This is a genomic window from Truepera radiovictrix DSM 17093, assembly GCF_000092425.1.
Lineage (GTDB): Bacteria > Deinococcota > Deinococci > Deinococcales > Trueperaceae > Truepera > Truepera radiovictrix.
This window is the reverse complement of sequence record NC_014221.1, coordinates 157,403-173,613: the sequence shown is the minus strand read 5'-3', so window position 1 is coordinate 173,613 and position 16,211 is coordinate 157,403. Positions and strand designations below refer to the sequence as shown.

Annotated in this window: 13 protein-coding genes; 8 read left to right on the top strand and 5 right to left on the bottom strand. The window is 68.7% G+C overall.

Translation table 11 applies throughout. The features are described 5' to 3' along the window. Positions 1–49: 49 nt before the first annotated feature. Positions 50–730 carry an ArsR family transcriptional regulator gene (locus TRAD_RS00765; RefSeq protein WP_148221147.1) on the bottom strand — a complete coding sequence of 227 codons (681 nt, stop codon included), beginning with the start codon at positions 728–730 and terminating at the stop codon, positions 50–52. 155 nt (positions 731–885) lie between these two features. Here TRAD_RS00765 and acnA point away from each other — a divergent pair, with 155 nt between their 5' ends. Next, positions 886–3,618 (top strand): aconitate hydratase AcnA, encoded by a 2,733-nt coding sequence (gene acnA, locus TRAD_RS00760; protein ID WP_013176669.1) that lies wholly within the window; start codon positions 886–888, stop codon positions 3,616–3,618. A 209-nt stretch (positions 3,619–3,827) separates the two neighbouring features. Then, positions 3,828–5,615 carry a nucleoside hydrolase gene (locus tag TRAD_RS14925; protein ID WP_013176668.1) on the top strand — a complete coding sequence of 596 codons (1,788 nt, stop codon included), beginning with the start codon at positions 3,828–3,830 and terminating at the stop codon, positions 5,613–5,615. Here TRAD_RS14925 and TRAD_RS00750 read toward each other — a convergent pair. Further along, entirely contained in the window at positions 5,612–6,496 is an 885-nt protein-coding gene (locus TRAD_RS00750; RefSeq protein ID WP_013176667.1) for an SDR family oxidoreductase, read from the bottom strand. The two genes, TRAD_RS14925 and TRAD_RS00750, sit on opposite strands and share 4 nt — an antisense overlap. A 260-nt stretch (positions 6,497–6,756) precedes the next feature. Between TRAD_RS00750 and TRAD_RS00745 the strand changes: the two genes are divergently transcribed. The 6 genes from TRAD_RS00745 (at position 6,757) to mfd (ending at position 13,035) form a co-directional block, all read left to right on the top strand. Further along, positions 6,757–7,005 (top strand): hypothetical protein, encoded by a 249-nt coding sequence (locus TRAD_RS00745; RefSeq protein WP_013176666.1) that lies wholly within the window; start codon positions 6,757–6,759, stop codon positions 7,003–7,005. A 160-nt stretch (positions 7,006–7,165) separates the two neighbouring features. Further along, on the top strand, positions 7,166–7,612 hold the full coding sequence (locus TRAD_RS00740; protein ID WP_013176665.1) for a hypothetical protein: 447 nt from the start codon (positions 7,166–7,168) through the stop codon (positions 7,610–7,612). After that, positions 7,599–7,796, top strand: coding sequence for a hypothetical protein (locus TRAD_RS00735; RefSeq protein ID WP_013176664.1), 198 nt, complete (start codon positions 7,599–7,601; stop codon positions 7,794–7,796). Before TRAD_RS00740 ends, TRAD_RS00735 begins: the two co-directional genes overlap by 14 nt. A 13-nt stretch (positions 7,797–7,809) precedes the next feature. After that, complete coding sequence (gene rsmI / locus TRAD_RS00730) at positions 7,810–8,637, top strand: 16S rRNA (cytidine(1402)-2'-O)-methyltransferase (RefSeq protein ID WP_013176663.1); 828 nt, start codon at positions 7,810–7,812, stop codon at positions 8,635–8,637. Positions 8,638–9,201: 564 nt separating this feature from the next. Beyond that, on the top strand, positions 9,202–9,891 hold the full coding sequence (locus tag TRAD_RS00725) for an HAD family hydrolase (RefSeq protein WP_013176662.1): 690 nt from the start codon (positions 9,202–9,204) through the stop codon (positions 9,889–9,891). 123 nt (positions 9,892–10,014) lie between these two features. Continuing rightward, positions 10,015–13,035, top strand: coding sequence for a transcription-repair coupling factor (mfd, locus tag TRAD_RS00720; protein WP_013176661.1), 3,021 nt, complete (start codon positions 10,015–10,017; stop codon positions 13,033–13,035). A gap of 74 nt (positions 13,036–13,109) precedes the next feature. Here mfd and TRAD_RS14920 read toward each other — a convergent pair whose 3' ends face one another. From TRAD_RS14920 to TRAD_RS00705, 3 genes are all read right to left on the bottom strand, one after another. Further along, entirely contained in the window at positions 13,110–13,814 is a 705-nt protein-coding gene (locus tag TRAD_RS14920) for an SRPBCC family protein (RefSeq protein ID WP_221401623.1), read from the bottom strand. Between the two features lie 289 nt (positions 13,815–14,103). Beyond that, complete coding sequence (locus tag TRAD_RS00710; RefSeq protein WP_013176659.1) at positions 14,104–15,471, bottom strand: NAD-dependent succinate-semialdehyde dehydrogenase; 1,368 nt, start codon at positions 15,469–15,471, stop codon at positions 14,104–14,106. Between the two features lie 227 nt (positions 15,472–15,698). Further along, a complete protein-coding gene (locus tag TRAD_RS00705; protein ID WP_013176658.1) occupies positions 15,699–16,205 on the bottom strand; it encodes a hypothetical protein in 507 nt (168 codons plus the stop codon). Positions 16,206–16,211 lie beyond the last annotated feature (6 nt).

Below are 16,211 nucleotides of genomic sequence, written 5' to 3'. Positions count from 1 at the left end.
GGACGGGTGAGGGGTCCGGCGCGCTCCCCCGCACCCTTCGGTATCAGCGTCACTCCAAAATGGGCGCCATCGCCACGCGCAGGATGTAGCGCTGCGCCCCGCGCTTTTGCTGGTAGCGCTTGAGGAGAAAGAACAGCTCGCGCTGCAGCGCCTTGGCGTCCTCGAAGTCGAGGTAGACCGAGTCGCGCCACGACGAGAGGGCCGCAGGGCGCTCCGGCCCCAAGAGGGTATAGTTCTCGTCCGGCGTCACCGCCGCTTGCACCTGCAACCGGCCGCGCGCGTCGCGGTAGATACGCGTCCCCCAGTTGCCGCCGTTACGCGGGGCGTCCTCGAGCCGCGCGCGCACCACGTTTGCGCGCAACAGCTCCTCCCAGTAGGCGTCGCGCTCGCGCATGGCGGCCTCGAGCGATTCGGCGCTGGTGGCTTCGTAGGGGACGAAAAAGGCGTCGGCGACCGTGCGGTAGAGCCTCACCGGCCGCCCCTTGCGCGGCACCTCGCGCGCGACCTCCAAAAGCCCTAACGCCAAAAAGCGCCGCACGCGTGCGAGCATGGTGTTGGGCTTTGTGTGGGTCTCTTTGGCCGCTTGCGACACGCTGCACTCGCGCGCCAAAAAGGGCTCGAGCTGCCGCAGCGTGCGCGGGTCGGTGAGCGCCGCCGCCGCCTCGCGCCCCGAGACCCACCGCACGCGCGCCCGCTCCGGGGGGGTTCTAGGTGATTTTCCGGCTTCCATATCACCTAGTGTATCCGCACAATGGGGATAAAGCGGTCCGATGGTGCTGTACCGACCTCTTAGCGGCACCTAGAGGGGCTAAGATGAGCCCAAAGCCCACCGCGCTCGGTTCACGTCGGCAGCCCCACCCGCTCTTTCGCGTAAAGGAGAGGACGATGGCACTCACCCCCAAAAACACGTTCGGCGCCAAGGCCACCCTCGAGCTCGGCTCGAGCCGCTTGGCCTACTACCGCTTGGACAAGCTCCAGGAGCTGGGGCTCGGCGACGTCGCCAAGCTGCCGTTTTCCATCAAGGTGCTTTTGGAGTCGCTGCTGCGCAACGAAAACGGTTACGACGTCACCGAAGAGGACGTCAAACGGCTCGCCGCTTACGACGCCAAGCGGCCCGCCGAGGTCGAGATCCCCTTTAAACCCGCGCGCGTCATCCTGCAAGACTTTACGGGGGTGCCGGCGGTGGTGGACCTGGCCGCGCTGCGCAGCGCAATGCAGCGCATGGGCGGCGACCCGCAGGCGATCAACCCCCAGATCCCCGTCGATTTGGTCATCGACCACTCCGTGCAGGTCGACGAGTACGACTCCCCCTTTGCGCTCGCCAACAACGCCGCCATCGAGTTTGAACGCAACCGCGAGCGCTACGAGTTTCTGCGTTGGGGGCAGCAGGCGTTTCGCAACTTCAGCGTGGTGCCGCCCGCTTCGGGCATCGTGCACCAGGTCAACCTCGAGTACCTCGCCAAAGGCGTGCAGGTCGGCAAGCAGGGGGACGACGAGGTCATCTACCCCGACTCCTTGGTCGGTACCGACTCGCACACCACCATGATCAACGGCCTCGGCGTGGTCGGCTGGGGGGTCGGCGGGATCGAGGCCGAAGCGGTCATGCTCGGGCAGCCCATCTACATGCTCACCCCCGAGGTGATCGGTTTTAAGCTGACCGGCAAGCTCCCCGAAGGCTCGACCGCGACCGACCTCGCGCTGGTCGTGACGCAGATGCTGCGCCGGCACGGGGTGGTGGGCAAGTTCGTCGAGTTCTACGGCTCCGGCCTCTCCTCGATGAGCCTCCCCGACCGCGCCACGATCGCCAACATGGCCCCCGAGTACGGCGCTACCATGGGCTTCTTTCCGGTTGACGACGAGACCTTGCGCTACTTGCGCCAGACCGGCCGGCTAGACGACGAGGTCGAGGCGGTCGAACGCTACTGCAAAGCCCAGGGGCTCTTCCGCACCGACGACACCCCCGACCCCGTGTTCCAGGAGACCCTGGAGCTCGACCTCGGCACGGTGCAGCCCTCGCTCGCGGGCCCCAAACGCCCGCAGGACCGGGTGCTCTTAAGCGACATGAAGCGCGCGTGGCGCGAGGGGCTGCAGGCGCCGCCCGAAAAGCGCGGGTTTGGCCTCCGTGACGCGCAGCTCACCAAGACGGCGACGCTGCGCATGAAGGGCCAGGAGCTCAGGCTCAAGCACGGCGACGTGGTGATCGCCGCCATCACGAGCTGCACGAACACCTCCAACCCTTCGGTGATGCTGGCCGCCGGCTTGCTGGCGAAAAAGGCGGTCGAGGCGGGGCTCGAGGTCAAACCCTACGTCAAGACCTCGCTCGCGCCCGGCTCCAAGGTCGTCACCGAGTACCTCGACGACACCGGGTTGACCCCCTACTTGGAGCAGCTCGGCTTCTACACCGTCGGCTACGGCTGCACCACCTGCATCGGCAACTCGGGGCCGCTCCCTGAGCCCGTGGTCGAAGCCATTCACGAGGGCGACCTGGTCGCCGCTTCGGTGCTCTCGGGCAACCGCAACTTCGAGGGGCGCATCAACCCGCACGTGCGCGCCAACTACCTCGCCTCGCCGCCTCTGGTGGTCGCCTACGCGATCGCCGGCACGGTCGACATCGACCTCACCACCGAACCGCTCGGCAAGGGCAAAGACGGCCGCGACGTGTACCTGCGCGACATCTGGCCGAGCTTTAAAGACATCACCGAGGGTATGAACCGCGCGATCACCCCCGAGGTCTTTAAACGCATGTACGAGGGGATCGAGCGCTCCAACGAGATGTGGAACCAGATCCCCGTCAAGGGGGGCGACCTCTTCGAGTGGGACCGCGAGAGCACCTACATCCAAGAGCCGCCCTTTTTCGAGGAGATGACGATGGAGCTCACGCCGATCGCGCCTATCGAGGGCGCGCGGGTGCTGGTCAAAGTCGGTGACTCGGTCACCACCGACCACATCTCACCGGCGGGCGCCATCGGCCGCGACACCCCGGCGGGCAAGTACCTCATCGAACGTGGGGTCGACCCCAAGGACTTCAACTCGTACGGCTCACGGCGCGGCAACGACCGCGTGATGACGCGCGGGACGTTCGCCAACATCCGCCTTAAAAACCAGATGGCCCCCGGCACCGAGGGGGGTTACACCACCTACTTGCCCACCGGCGAGGTGATGAGCATCTACGACGCCTCGCTGCGCTACGGCGAGACGAAAACCCCCACCATCGTGCTGGCGGGGAGCGACTACGGGATGGGCTCCTCGCGCGACTGGGCGGCCAAGGGGACCTTTCTCCTGGGCGTCAAAGCGGTGATCGCCGAGTCGTTCGAGCGCATCCACCGCTCCAACTTGGTCGGGATGGGCGTGCTGCCGCTGCAGTACGTGGAGGGTCAGAGCGCCGAGACGCTCGGGCTCAGCGGCCACGAAGTCTTTACGATCCACGTCACCGACGCGGTCAAACCCAAAGAGCGGCTCACGGTGACGGCGCGGCGCGACGACGGCAGCGAGGTTCGCTTCGAGGTCGTGTGCCGCCTAGACACCCCCGTTGAGGTCGACTACTACCGCAACGGCGGCATCTTGCAGACGGTGCTGCGGGGAATATTGCAGCGCCAGAAGGCGGGGGCTCAGGCCTAAACAGCTAGCGCAGCGTCGAGCCAGCGTTGCAGGGCGCCCACGGGCGCCCTTTTTTAGCACTCCCCGAGGGGGCATCTACAGGGTTTCTCTCAAGCTGGCGCTATACAAAACTTCACATCTACGCGGGATGTGAAAAATGATACACTTCCCCACCATACCAGAGCGGGGGTGAGGCGCCTTTCGTACCGCTTCACCCGTAGGGGGGAACCATGCACGTCAGCAACGCCAACCGGGTCCGGGTCGGTCGCCGCCTCGCCGCGGCTTGTCTCAGCTTGGGGATGATCGCGAGCCTCGCGGCGTGCGCCGGTGCGGGGCCGCAAACCGCGCCGCCCTTGGAGGTCACCGCCACGCGCACCCTGAGCGTCGTGGTCAGCTCGAGCGGCGACGACGCCGAGAACCGCGCGGACGGCACCATCACCTTCATCAGCCCCGACCTCGAGCTCGGCCTCAAACGGGGGCAACCGCAGACCGTCGGGTTGCGCTTTACCGGGGTGCAGCTGCCGCGAGGGGCGAAGATTCGCCGCGCCTACGTGCAGTTCACCGCCGACGAGGCGCATAGCGCCCCCGCGCGCGTGACCATCCGGGCGGAGGCGACGGGCAGCGCCAAACCCTTTCGGGCGGCCCACCACAACCTCGCCTACCGCGCCAAGACCCGCGCTCGAGTCGTCTGGACCCCGCTGCCGTGGACGCGCGCGGGCGAGGCGGGCGCGGCGCAGCGCACCCCCGACCTCGCCGCCGTGCTGCAAGAGGTTGTCGACCGCCCCGACTGGCGGAGCGGGGGGAGCGTCGCGCTGCTCTTTCAGGGGCACAGCGGCCTGCGCGTCGCGCGGGCCTTCGACCGCCACCCGAACGCCGCCCCGCGCCTCGTCATCGAGCTTGGGGGTGGCAGCCAGAGCGTCGCGGCGCGCGGGGTGCCGGTGATTTTCGACACCGACCTCGGCATCGACGTCGACGACGCGGGCGCCCTGGCGGTGCTGCACGCGCTCGCCGACCGCGGTGAAGCGCGCCTCCTGGCGACCATCGCCAACGTCAACGACCCCTACGCGGCCGCTGCACTGGGCGCCATCAACACCTTTTACGGGCGCCCAGACGTCCCCGTCGGCCGCAACCCCAGGCCGCAGTACGCGGTCGCCACCCCCTACTGGCGCACCTTTGCCCCGCGGTTTGTCAAGGATCTCGCCGAGCGCTTTCCGCACAACACCGCGCCCAACCCCGAGGCGGCGGTCGCGGTCTACCGGCGGGTGTTGGCCGCGCAACCCGACAGCAGCGTGACGCTCATCGCGGTGGGGTTTTTGCAAAACCTCGCCGACCTGCTCGCCTCGAGCCCCGACCGCTACAGCGGCCTGAGCGGCGAGGCGCTCGTGCGGCGCAAGGTCAGACAGCTCGTGGTGATGGCCGGCACGCACCCCGGTAGCAGCCGCGACCTCTACTTACGGGGGGGGGCGGGAGATGACGCCGGAGCCGGCCATGAGGGTGCTGGAAACGTGGCCCACCCCGGTCGTCTTCACCCCGGGGAGCGTCTGCGGGGGCTTCGTCACCGGACACACGCTCGCTCGCAGCACCCCGCCGGAAAACCCCGTGCGCGCCGCCTACACCCTGTTTTTCGGCCGGGAGGGCGTCGGCCGCAACTCGTGGGACCTGTGCACGGTCCTCTACGCCGTGCGCGGCACGGTGCACCCGGAGGGCGGCACCTACTTCGGGCTCGCCGACCACGAAGCGCTGCACCTGAGCCCCGACGGCGTCAGCGCCTGGCGCGCCCCCGGCAACGGCCGCCACCGGCGGCTCTACCGCGTGATCGCGCAGACCGAGCTGCAGCGCCAGCTCGAGGCGCTGCTCACCGCGCCGCCCAGAGGCCGCTAAGTACCTCCCGGCTGCCCTTTCGAGCTTCAGCGTTCTTCGCTCTCTCCATTACCGCCGAGACGTACTTTCTTCCTGACGCGCCCTCGTGCGGCGCAAGCCGCTCGAGTTGGGCTAAAGCGCCACCAAAAGATACCTAGCTTCGGCTGCGCGCCGCCGCCAGAGCGTCCCACTGCTCCGGCGTGAGCTCATCTAGGATGTTGAACTCGCCGCCATTCCACGCGCTCTCGCCGCCGTCGATGGCGATGAGGTCGCCCGTGATAAAGGCCGCGGCGTCCGAGAGCAGATAGGCGGCTAGGTTGGCGAGCTCGAGGTGCTCACCGACGCGCCGCAGCGGGACGCGCTTTTCAAAGAGCGCCTGGATCTGGGGGGTGGGCATGAGGCGGCTCCAGGCCCCTTCGGTGGGAAAGGGGCCCGGCGCAATGGCGTTGAGCCGGATGCCGTACTTGCCCCACTCGGCGGCGAGCGACTTGGTCATCGCGACCACCCCCGCCTTGGCCGCCGCCGACGGCACCACGTACCCCGAGCCGGAGGTCGCGTAGGTGGTGGCGATGTTGAGCACCACCCCGCCGCGCCCGGCGCCGATCCAGCGTTTGCCGAGCTCGAGCGTGTAGTAAAAGGTCCCGTGCAGCACGATACCGAGCACGGCGTCCACGGCGCGGTGCGAAAGGCGCTCGGTCGGGGAGATAAAGTTGCCGGCGGCGTTATTCACGAGCGCGTCGACGCGACCGAAGCGCTCGTAAGCGGCGTCGAGCGTCGCGGCGACCCGCTCGGGGTCGCGCACGTCGCCGCTCACGGGGAGGACAGCGCCGCCGGTCGCCGCCGCCATCGCCTCGGCCGCCTCGCGCAGCACCCCTTCGCGCCGCCCCGTGATGACCAGCGACGCCCCCAGCGCCAAAAAGCGCTCCCCCATGGCGCGGCCCAAACCCGTACCGCCCCCCGTGATCAGCACGACCTTGTCCCGCAAGAGGTCGCGGCTAAACACCTCGCGCGGCTCGCTGCTCGCTTCGTTACCTGTCATCGTGCCTCCTTATAGCGGTTCGCCCACACACCGCTCGCCAAGCCATGCGCGCCAAACCCGTCTAGGGTGGCTCGTGGCGCTGCCAAGGCTACACTACTTGCATCGTACCGCGCCGCTCCGGTAGGCTGCCGCAGACGCGCCGCACAGCGCTCCAGCCGCCAAGACGCGGCCGCGCGTGCCGATCTAGGCACACCGACCTTGGTGAGATGTCACCCCTTCGGGGTTGTGTAGGCTATGCTACTGTCACACGGGGGTACACCATGCCTTGGCCTTCTTTAACCGAAGTTCGTCACGCGCACCTGCGCGCGCGGTTTGCCGAACGCTCGGCGGAGTGGCACCTGGTCATCAAAGAGTATCTGTTCTGCCTCGAGGCGGCCGAATGCGCCCAGGACGTGCGAGCGATCCGCTTTTTCGCCCTGCGGCTCGCCCACGCCTATCGCACGATCGGGATGCCGCACAAAGCGGAGCGCTACCGCGAGCTCGGTGCGGTGCCCACAGAGCTGCGCTAGCCGCGCCGGAAACCCCCACGGCCGCAGCGCGCAGCACCGTCGACAACCCGCGTCCACACCCAGACGACAGCTGGGCTACCGCCAAACGGCACGCGGCGCCCCGTGGATGCGCTACCATACGGATTGTGAGGGGTGTGTGGGCCGACTGGGGAAGACCAACATGAATTACGCCGCGCTGCTCGCACTGCTCGCGGCGCTCGCGTTCGTGTCGCCGTTTTTGGTCAACCTGGCGACGCAGGTCGGGGTGCCGCGCGGCTTCGGCATCGTCACGACGCTCACCGTCGGGGTGTTTATCGTCGCGTGGGCTGTCGTGCGTCAGCGCGTCGAACGGCACCAACGCCTCGAGGCGCGCATCGCGCTCCTCCAGGCGCGCCGCCGCACCGCTCCGCACGACCCGCGCGGGTACTTTTCGGAGGGCGAACACCTCGGCGACCTCTTGACCGAAGCGGGCCGCCCACGAGAGGCGCTCCGCGTCTTTGAGGCCTACGCGCGACTTTTGCAGACGCTCCCCGAACGGGAGGGGGAGCGCGCGGTGACAGAAGCGGTGATCGCCAAGCTCCGGCGCGAGCTCGCCGAGCGGGAGGAGGAGCACGGTGCGAGCGTTTAAGGGGCGCGTCGAGCGCGGCGTGGTGGTTCTGCCCGAAGGCGCCGACCTACCCGAGGGGACGATCGTCACCGTTACGGTGGGCGAGGTGGAGATGATCCGCGCCCGCATGCGCGCCGCGCTCATCCGCAACGCCAAACGCCGCAGCCGCGGCCGCGTGACCAACCCCGACGTCGTCGGGGTCTAGGGCGTTTGGGGACGTGGCCAAGCTGACGCTGGTCCCGACGCCCATCGGCAACCTCGAGGACGTCACCCTGCGCGCCCTCCGGGTGCTCCGCGAAGCCGACGCCGTCGCCGCCGAGGACACCCGGCATAGCGGCAAGCTGCTCGCGCACTTCGGTATTTCCAAACCCTTGGAGCGCCTCGACGCGCACACCATCCCCGCGCGCGCCCCCGCCCTCTTGGGGCGCTACGCGCACCTCGCGTTCGTCACCGACGCCGGCACCCCCGGCTTGTCCGACCCCGGCGCCGAGCTCGTGCGGCTCGCGCTCGCCGCGGGCCACGAGGTCGAGGTGCTGCCGGGGCCGACCGCGCTCATCCCCGCGCTCGTGCTCTCCGGTCTGCCGCTCGGCAGCTTCGCCTTCGAGGGCTTTTTGCCGCGCAAGGGCGCCGCTCGCCGTGAACGCCTCGCCGCTATCGCCGCGAGCGACCGGACGGTCGCCCTCTACGAGTCGCCCAAACGCCTCCTCGCCACGCTCAACGATCTCGCGGCGGTCTGCGGCGAGGCGCGCGCGGTCAGCGTCTCGCGCGAACTCACCAAACGCTTCGAGGCGACCTACCGCGGCACCCTGGGGGCGGTCGCGGCGCAGCTGGCGGCGCTCGGCGAGGTTCGGGGGGAGTGCGTGGTGGTCGTGGGGCCGCGCGAACGGGGTGCCGAGAGCCCTCACGTCGACTTTGCCGCGGCTGCCGCGCGGCTCGCCGCTTCGGGGCTGTCGGGCCGCGCGCTGCGCGCGGCGCTCGAGGCCGCCGGCGCGCCGCGCAACGTGGCCTACGCGCTGACGCTCGAGCGCGCTAACGAAAGCGGGTAAGCTTAGCGCGTGGGGGGACGCAGCGCCCTTTCCGGCGCGCTCGCTAGAAGCAGGATGTGCGCACCAGATACACGGACATATGGGATACACAGACATACGAGTGACGAGCAGCGGGGGTGCGAGCAGTACGGTGCTGCGTGGCCGCTCGGCCCCGAGGCGCTCTTGATGTTCGGCATGGCGGGCGATGGCTCCCGACGCCTCCAGACGGGGGCGGCCGAAAACGCCGAGGCCCTCTACCGCCGCCCGACGTGGCGTAGCCTAGCAAGCGCCGCGTCGGCGATGCCAACCAGAGGGTGAGAGGGATTATCTCAGGAGGCAGGGCCTGGTCGCATCGGCGAGGGCAAGGGTGCACCGCGGCCCCGCAGCGTCGTCGGGTCACTTCGCTACAGTCGCGGCGCGCGCGCCGTGGCATAGTCCTCTCGGGGCGCGCCGCAGAAGCCGGCGCGGGGGGCGCCAAAGCGGCACCCACAGGCAACTTGGAGCACCCGTTGGCCTCCGCGCAGACGCGCGGGGTCCGCCCGCACCCTTTTGCGGCCCGCTCACGCCTCTAGGAGGACAAAGCCGATGGGACACCCCAAAGCGGTGCTGCTCGATGTCGACGGCACCCTCGTCGACAGCAACGACGCCCACGCGCGCGCCTACGTCGACGCGCTTAAAGCCTACGGGTACGACGTACCCTTCGAGAAGGTTCGGCCGCTTATCGGGATGGGCGGCGACAAGCTCTTGCCGCAGGTGATCGACGTTGAGAGCGACGCGCCGCTACGCGAGGAGATCGACGCGCGCCGCGGCGAGATCTTTAAAAGCCGTTACCTGCCCGACATCAAACCCTTTCCCGGCGTCCGCGAACTGCTCGAGCGCCTGCGGCGAGACGGCCTGACCCTCGTCGCGGCCAGCTCGGCCAAGGAGGACGAGGCCGACGCCCTGCTAGAGCGCGCCGGCGTCGCCGACCTCATCGACGCGCGCACCTCTTCGGACGACGCCGAAAACTCCAAACCCGACCCGGACATCCTGCAAGCGGCCCTCGAGCGCGCGGGCGTCAGCGCCCAGGAGGCGCTGCTTCTAGGCGACACGCCCTACGACCTCCAGGCGGCCGCACCGCTCGGGCTCGGGGTCGTCGCGCTGCGCTGCGGCGGCTGGCGCGACGAGGACCTCTTGGGGGCGCTCGCCGTCTACGACGACCCGCAGGCGCTGCTGGCGGGGTACGACGCGTCGCCGCTGGCACCGGAGCCCGCTTCGGCGCCGGGGGACGTGTAGGGCTACAAATACAACAAATACAAAGTGACCGCGCAGAACCGGCGCAGCGCTGTTTCGCGCGCGCAGCGCGGCCATAGGCGGGGCCGGTACAATGGAGCGTCTGCCCCTTCGGAGGCGCCCCCTATGTCCCAAACGCTCACCCTCACCTCCACACGCCTGCTCGGGCTCCCCGCCGTGGCTCGCCTTATGCTCTTCGCTCGCCACGAGGGGCCCGCCGTCTTGCTCACCACCACGGAGCGCGCCCCCCTCTTTGAGGGGGCGGGCGTCTTCGGCGCACCCGTTAGCCGCGACCCCGACCTCAGCAGCTGGCACGAGCGGCGCGACAAGGTGGTGCTCACCCTCCCGGCGGCGCTCCGCCCCTTCCCCGCCGACCCCGCGCGCTACACCCTCGCGCTGACGCTCGGCCGCGACTACCCCCGCGAAACGCTCCTAGAGCGGCTCGTCGCGTTCGGTTTTGAGCGCGACGCTATGCCCGGCTTCGTCGTGCGCGGCGACACCCTGACGCTCTACTTAGACGCCGAGGACGAGGCGAAGACCCTGCGCCTCGAGTTTTTCGGCGACGAGCTCGAGCGCCTGACGCTCGGTGAAGAAGGGCTCGGCAGCTACACGCTCGCCCCGCTGCCGCACGCCGAACTCGGCGAGGAGGCGTGGACGAGCCGGCTTCTAGAGCAGCTGCCGGGCGTCGTCTTCTTGGACTCGTCGGAGCTCTTCGCGGGCGAAGCGGAGGCGGCCGAGCTTAAGTGGCTCTGGGCGCACCTCGGGGCGCGCACCGTGGTCACCTTCGGGCGCGACCCCCTCGAGCTGCCCGAAGGTGAGCGCGCGCTCGAGCCGCTCGGCTACTACCGGGGCAAACTCAGGGCGTTTGCCAAAGACGCCCAGCTCTGGCTCGAGGGCGGCTACAGCGTCACCCTGCTGCTGCGCTTCGAGCGCACCGGCAGGTACCTGCTTGAAAAGGTGTTAGGGGACCTCGACGCCGGTTGGGAACCCTCCGTGCGCGCGCACCCCGGTCGCTTGGGCCTCACCGTAGGCGCCGAGACGCGCGGCGGCTTTCGCGACCCCGAGGCTAGAGAGATCGTCCTGACCGAGGACCTGTTGTACGGTTACCAGGGGGCGCGCGCGGGGGGCGGTAAAAAGCTCGCCGGTCGGCGGGTGCAGGACGCCGTGCAGCTCTCGGCGGGCGACTACCTGATCCACCCCGACCACGGCATCGGGCGGTTTATGGGGTTAGAGCCGCGGCAGGTCTTGGGCGTCACCCGCGACTACCTCATCTTGCAGTACGCCGGGGCCGGCAAGCTCTACCTCCCCGTCGAGCAGCTGCCGCTCTTGCGGCGCCACCCGGGCACCACCGACGACCCGCCGCGCCTCAGCACCCTGGGTACCAACGAGTGGGCGCGCGCCCGCGAAAGGGCCCGCGTCGGGGCGCAGGAGCTGGCGCTTAAACTCATCCGCACCTACGCCGAGAGGCAGCTGCAGCAGGGGCTGGCCATGCCCGCAAACCCCGAATGGGACCCGTTGATCGACGAGAACTGCCCCTTCGAGCTGACCCCCGACCAGAAGAGCGCCACCCAGGCGGTGCTGCACGACATGGCGCGGCCCGTCCCGATGGACCGCTTGATCTCGGGCGACGTCGGTTTCGGCAAGACAGAGGTCGCCATCCGCGCAGCCCACCGCGCGGTCGGTCACGGCAAACAGGTCGCCATGCTGGTGCCGACTACCGTGCTCGCCAAACAGCACTTCGAGACCTTCGCCGAACGCTTCGCCGGGCTGCCGGTCGTCGTCGAGCTGCTCTCGCGCTTCTCGACCGACAAAGAGGCGCGCGACATCCTCGCGGGTCTGAAAGCCGGCACCATCGACGTCGTGATCGGCACGCACCGCCTCTTGTCCGAAGAGGTCGCCTTCAAAGACTTGGGGCTACTCATCGTCGACGAGGAGCACCGCTTCGGCGTCGGGCAGAAGGAGCGGATGAAGGCGATGAAGGCCAACTTGGACGTGCTCTCGCTGTCCGCTACGCCGATCCCGCGCACGCTCTACATGAGCCTCGTGGGGCTGCGCGACGTCTCGCAGATCATGACCCCGCCGGCGGGGCGCAAACCGATCCAGACCGTGTTGCAGCCCTTTGACCCGATGGTCGCGCGCGAGGCCGTGATGTTCGAGTTAGAGCGTGGCGGCAAGGTCTTCTACATCCACGACCGCGTCGGCTCGATGGGCGCCAAGGCGCTCTGGCTGCAGAAGCTCGTCCCCGAAGCGCGCATCGGCGTGGCGCACGGCCAGATGTCGGGCGACGAGCTCGAGGAGGTGATGCTCAACTTTCAGGGGGGGGCGTACGACGTCCTCTTGGCGACCACCATCGTCGAGTCGGGCCTCGACGTCGCCGGCGCCAACACGCTGCTCATCGAGCGCGCCGACAAGCTCGGGTTGGCGCAGCTCTACCAGCTCCGCGGCCGCGTCGGCCGCCGCAGCACCGAGGCGTGGGCGTACCTGCTCTACCCGGGGCGGTTGACCGAGGGGGCGCAGCGCCGCCTGTTCGCCCTGGCTGAGCTCAACGACCTCGGCTCCGGGCACCTCTTGGCGGAGAAAGACATGGAGATCCGGGGCGTCGGCAACCTCCTGGGGCCCGAGCAGCACGGCCACATCAGCGCCGTGTCGTTAGAGGTCTACACCGAGATGCTCGCCGAAGAGATCGCCAAACTCAAAGGCGAAACCCAAGAGGCGCCCCAAGCGGTCGCTATTGACCTCAACCTCGACGCCCGTTTGAGCCCCTCTTACATCGCCGACGACGACGCGCGCATCGCCTTTTACGGCCGCCTCGCCGAGACGACCAGCTTGGCCGAGGTCGCGCGGGTGCAGCGCGAGATGCGCGAGCGCTACGGGCCGCTCCCCGACGAGGTGCGCACCTTTACCGAGCTCGTCAAGCTGCGCCTCTTGGCCGCGCAAAAGGGCGTGGTGACCATCACCGAGCACATGACCGACATTCAGGTCTCGTTCGCGCACGAAAACCTCGACTACGACGCGCGCAAGCTTAAAACGCTGCCCTTTGGCGTCGAACCGACCCGCTATCCACCGGGGTTTAGCCTCAAAAAGCGCGGACTTCGGGGCAGCGAGGTCTTGGGGGCGCTCACCGACACGCTCTACCTCTACGCGTAGCCCCGCGAACAACAGAGAGGGCGAGACCCTGAGGTCCCGCCCTCTCGCGGCGCCCCCCGCGCCCCTTTAAACCCTTAAACCAGCGACAGCGAACCGCTCTCGACGCTCTGCTTGAAGTTTTGCAGGTCGTCGCGGATCTGCTGCGAGGGCTCCTCACCGAAGAGCTTGGCGACCGCCGCCCCGACCGGCCCGAGCGGCGGGTGGTAGGTCAACGACACCAGGATCTCCGTGCTCGAGTCGCCGCGCTTAATAAAACGCACCGTCCCCTCGTTGGGCACCTCGGAGCCTTCGAGCGAGCGCCACGAGATGGTCTCGTCCTTGCGCTCGTCGGTGATCGTCGCGTCCCACTCGGGGCTCATCCCCAGGGGGCCTTTGGCCTTCCAGTGCGAGCGGGTCCCCATCTCCGTCACCGACTCGAGGTGGCTCATGATGCGCGGCAGGTTTTCGAGCTTGCGCCAGTAGGCGTAGAGCTCCGACACCGGTTTGTTGACCACGATGCTCTCGCGCACCTGGACACCCTTGCCGCGGCTCTGCTTTTCGGAGCGGGTGTCATACGTGTAGGTGTGGTCCTCGTCGTCGCTGCTGAGCCCTTTATAGATGAGGTAGGCGCCCGCGGCGATAAAGAGCGTGCCGGTAACGACGTACGTCCAGTTGGTGTCGCCGTCGTCGTCGTCGTAGCGGTTGTACGAGCCGTACTGGCCATAGCTCTGCCCGTAGCTCTGGCCGTAGGTTTGGCCGTAGTCTTGCCCATAGGTGCGTTTGTAGTCTTCGTAGCTCACGTGTAACCCCCTTTGGTAGGTCGAGGTCTCCAGCGGGCTGCACACCCCCCGTCTCCGTGACGGCGTGCACAAACCCGGATGTTTGCATCTTAGGCGTCCCGGGGGGAGCGTTTTTCGGTGCATCTCACAGTTGCCCGTTAGCTTGCCCTGCGAAGCGTTGCGGGTCCCGTAGCGGTTCGTTTCGACCCACCCGAGCGCCGCCGCGCTGCATCTCCTTGACGAATGCCGCATACGGGTGTAGGATAGTTTTATGGGCGCTCGCAAGAGCGCTTTTTTGTTTCCCGGCGCGTTACGCCACGTACACCGTCTTGACGTTGACAAACTCGTGAATCCCGAAAGCCGCGAGCTCGCGCCCGTAACCGGAGCGCTTGATCCCCCCAAAGGGCAGCCGCGGGTCGGAGCGGACAAAGGCGTTGACGAAGCAGCTCCCGGCCTCGAGCCGCTCCTCGGCGATCCGCTCGCCGCGCGACCGGTCGCGGGTAAAGACCGCGGCGCCGAGGCCGTAGGGGCTCCTGTTGGCCAGCGCGATCGCCTCCTCCTCGTCCTCGGCGCGGACGATGGCGGCGACCGGCCCGAAGGTCTCCTCGTCGAAAGCGGGCATCCCGGGCCTCACACCCCCGAGCACCGTCGCCGGGTAGAAGTAGCCCGGCCCCTCGGGCAGCGTTCCCCCCAAGAGCAGCTCTGCCCCCGCCTCGACGCTCCTCGTGACCTGGCGGTGCAGCGCCTCGCGCAGGTCCTCGCGCGCCTGCGGGCCGAGCTCGGTCGCCTCGTCGCGCGGGTCGCCCATGCAGCAGGCGCGAAAGCGCGCCACCAAGCGCTCGGTAAAGCGTTCGACGAGGGGTGCGACGACGATAAAGCGCTTTGCCGCGATGCAGCTCTGACCGCTGTTTTGCAACCGGCCCACCGCGCACGCCTCGACCGCGAGCTCGAGCTCGGCGTCCTCTAAAATCACGTAGGGGTCGGAGCCGCCGAGCTCGAGCACCGTCTTTTTAAGGCGCGCCCCCGCGAGCGCGGCGACCGCCGCCCCCGCGCGGGTGCTACCTGTGAGCGTCGCGGCGACGACGTGCGGGTGGTCGAGCACCCCTTCGACCTGATCGACCTCGATCCGCAGGGCGCGAAAGAGCCCCTCGGGGAAGCCCGCGCGGCGCAGCAGCGCCTCGGTCGCGAGCGCGCAGCCGGTCACGTTGGGGGCGTGTTTGAGGAGCGCCCCGTTGCCCGCCATGAGGCTGGGCGCGGCGAAGCGAAAGGTCTGCCACAGCGGGAAGTTCCACGGCATCACCGCGAGCACCACCCCGAGCGGCCGGTAGCTGACGAAGCTCTTGTAGGCGTCCGTCTGGACGCGCTGCGGGGCGAGCAGCGCCTCGGCGTGCTCCGCGTAGTAGTCGCACACCCAGGCGCACTTCTCGACCTCGGCTCGAGCCTGCTTGATGGGTTTGCCCATCTCCTCGCTGATAAGGCGCGCCTGCGCCGCGACCTCGTCTCGCAGCAGGAGGGCGGCACGGCGCATCGGCTCGGCGCGGCGCCTCACGGGCCACGTCCGCCACACCTCGAAGGCCGCGTGCGCCTCCGCGATCGCCTCTTGCACCTCCGCTGCCGACATCACCGGGTAGTGCGCCAGGGTCTCCCCCGTCGCCGGATTTGTTGAAACGAGCGCCATCGGTAACCTCCGCCGCCCATTGTAAGCGGCGGTGGCGCGTCGGCCCCAGCGGCGCGCCGCCGTAGCACCCTCGGTCACCAGGGTTGGGTTGCTCTGGGGAAAGAAAAAAGGCGCTCTTTCGAGCGCTGATAAAATCATCTTACACCCGTATGCGGCATTCGTCAAGGGGATGCACGATAGGACGCCTCGGCGGCGCCCAAAACGCCCGCAAGGGGCCCCAAACGCGGCTAACGGCCCTCCTGACGGTGGACGAACCCGCCCAACCACGCGCCGAGCAGCAGCCCTGGCAGCGCGAGGGCGACGAGAACCGCTTCGGGCGCCCCCGCGCCCGTTAAGAGCTTCGCCGCCTCGACGAGCGCTGCGAGCAGCAGCCCCGCGACGACCGTCACGGGCCCCGCGCGCGCGACACCGCGCCGGAAGAGCTGCAGGGCGAGGAAGTAGCCGAAGATCACGTAAAAGAGCGCGTGGACAAAGAGCGAAAAGGGGTCGGTCCGCTGCGGCACGAAGGCTTGCGCCAGGAGGATGCCGACGACCAGCACCAGGTACGCCAGGCTGAGCCCTTGGCGGAGGGTGCCGGGGGCGGGGCGGGTTTTGGGCGCCGCTTCCGGCGTGGCGGCGTTTTTGCGGGGGGCGGGGACGACCCGCGCGGCGCGGCGCGCCTCTTTGCGGCGCTCCTGCTCGCGCTCGCGGCGCTTGTCGGAGCGTTCGTTGGCTCTGCGGAGTTGCCTATTCACCCCTCT

Bases quoted from the DNA above. Each gene is read 5' to 3' on its own strand.
- TRAD_RS00740 (WP_013176665.1), top strand. From the start codon at position 7,166: ATGAATTACGCCGCGCTGCTCGCACTGCTCGCGGCGCTCGCGTTCGTG.
- TRAD_RS00725 (WP_013176662.1), top strand. From the start codon at position 9,202: ATGGGACACCCCAAAGCGGTGCTGCTCGATGTCGACGGCACCCTCGTC.
- TRAD_RS14925 (WP_013176668.1), top strand. From the start codon at position 3,828: ATGCACGTCAGCAACGCCAACCGGGTCCGGGTCGGTCGCCGCCTCGCC.
- TRAD_RS00750 (WP_013176667.1), bottom strand. From the start codon at position 6,496: ATGACAGGTAACGAAGCGAGCAGCGAGCCGCGCGAGGTGTTTAGCCGC.
- TRAD_RS00745 (WP_013176666.1), top strand. From the start codon at position 6,757: ATGCCTTGGCCTTCTTTAACCGAAGTTCGTCACGCGCACCTGCGCGCG.
- TRAD_RS00710 (WP_013176659.1), bottom strand. From the start codon at position 15,471: ATGGCGCTCGTTTCAACAAATCCGGCGACGGGGGAGACCCTGGCGCAC.
- TRAD_RS00765 (WP_148221147.1), bottom strand. From the start codon at position 730: ATGGAAGCCGGAAAATCACCTAGAACCCCCCCGGAGCGGGCGCGCGTG.
- acnA (WP_013176669.1), top strand. From the start codon at position 886: ATGGCACTCACCCCCAAAAACACGTTCGGCGCCAAGGCCACCCTCGAG.
- mfd (WP_013176661.1), top strand. From the start codon at position 10,015: ATGTCCCAAACGCTCACCCTCACCTCCACACGCCTGCTCGGGCTCCCC.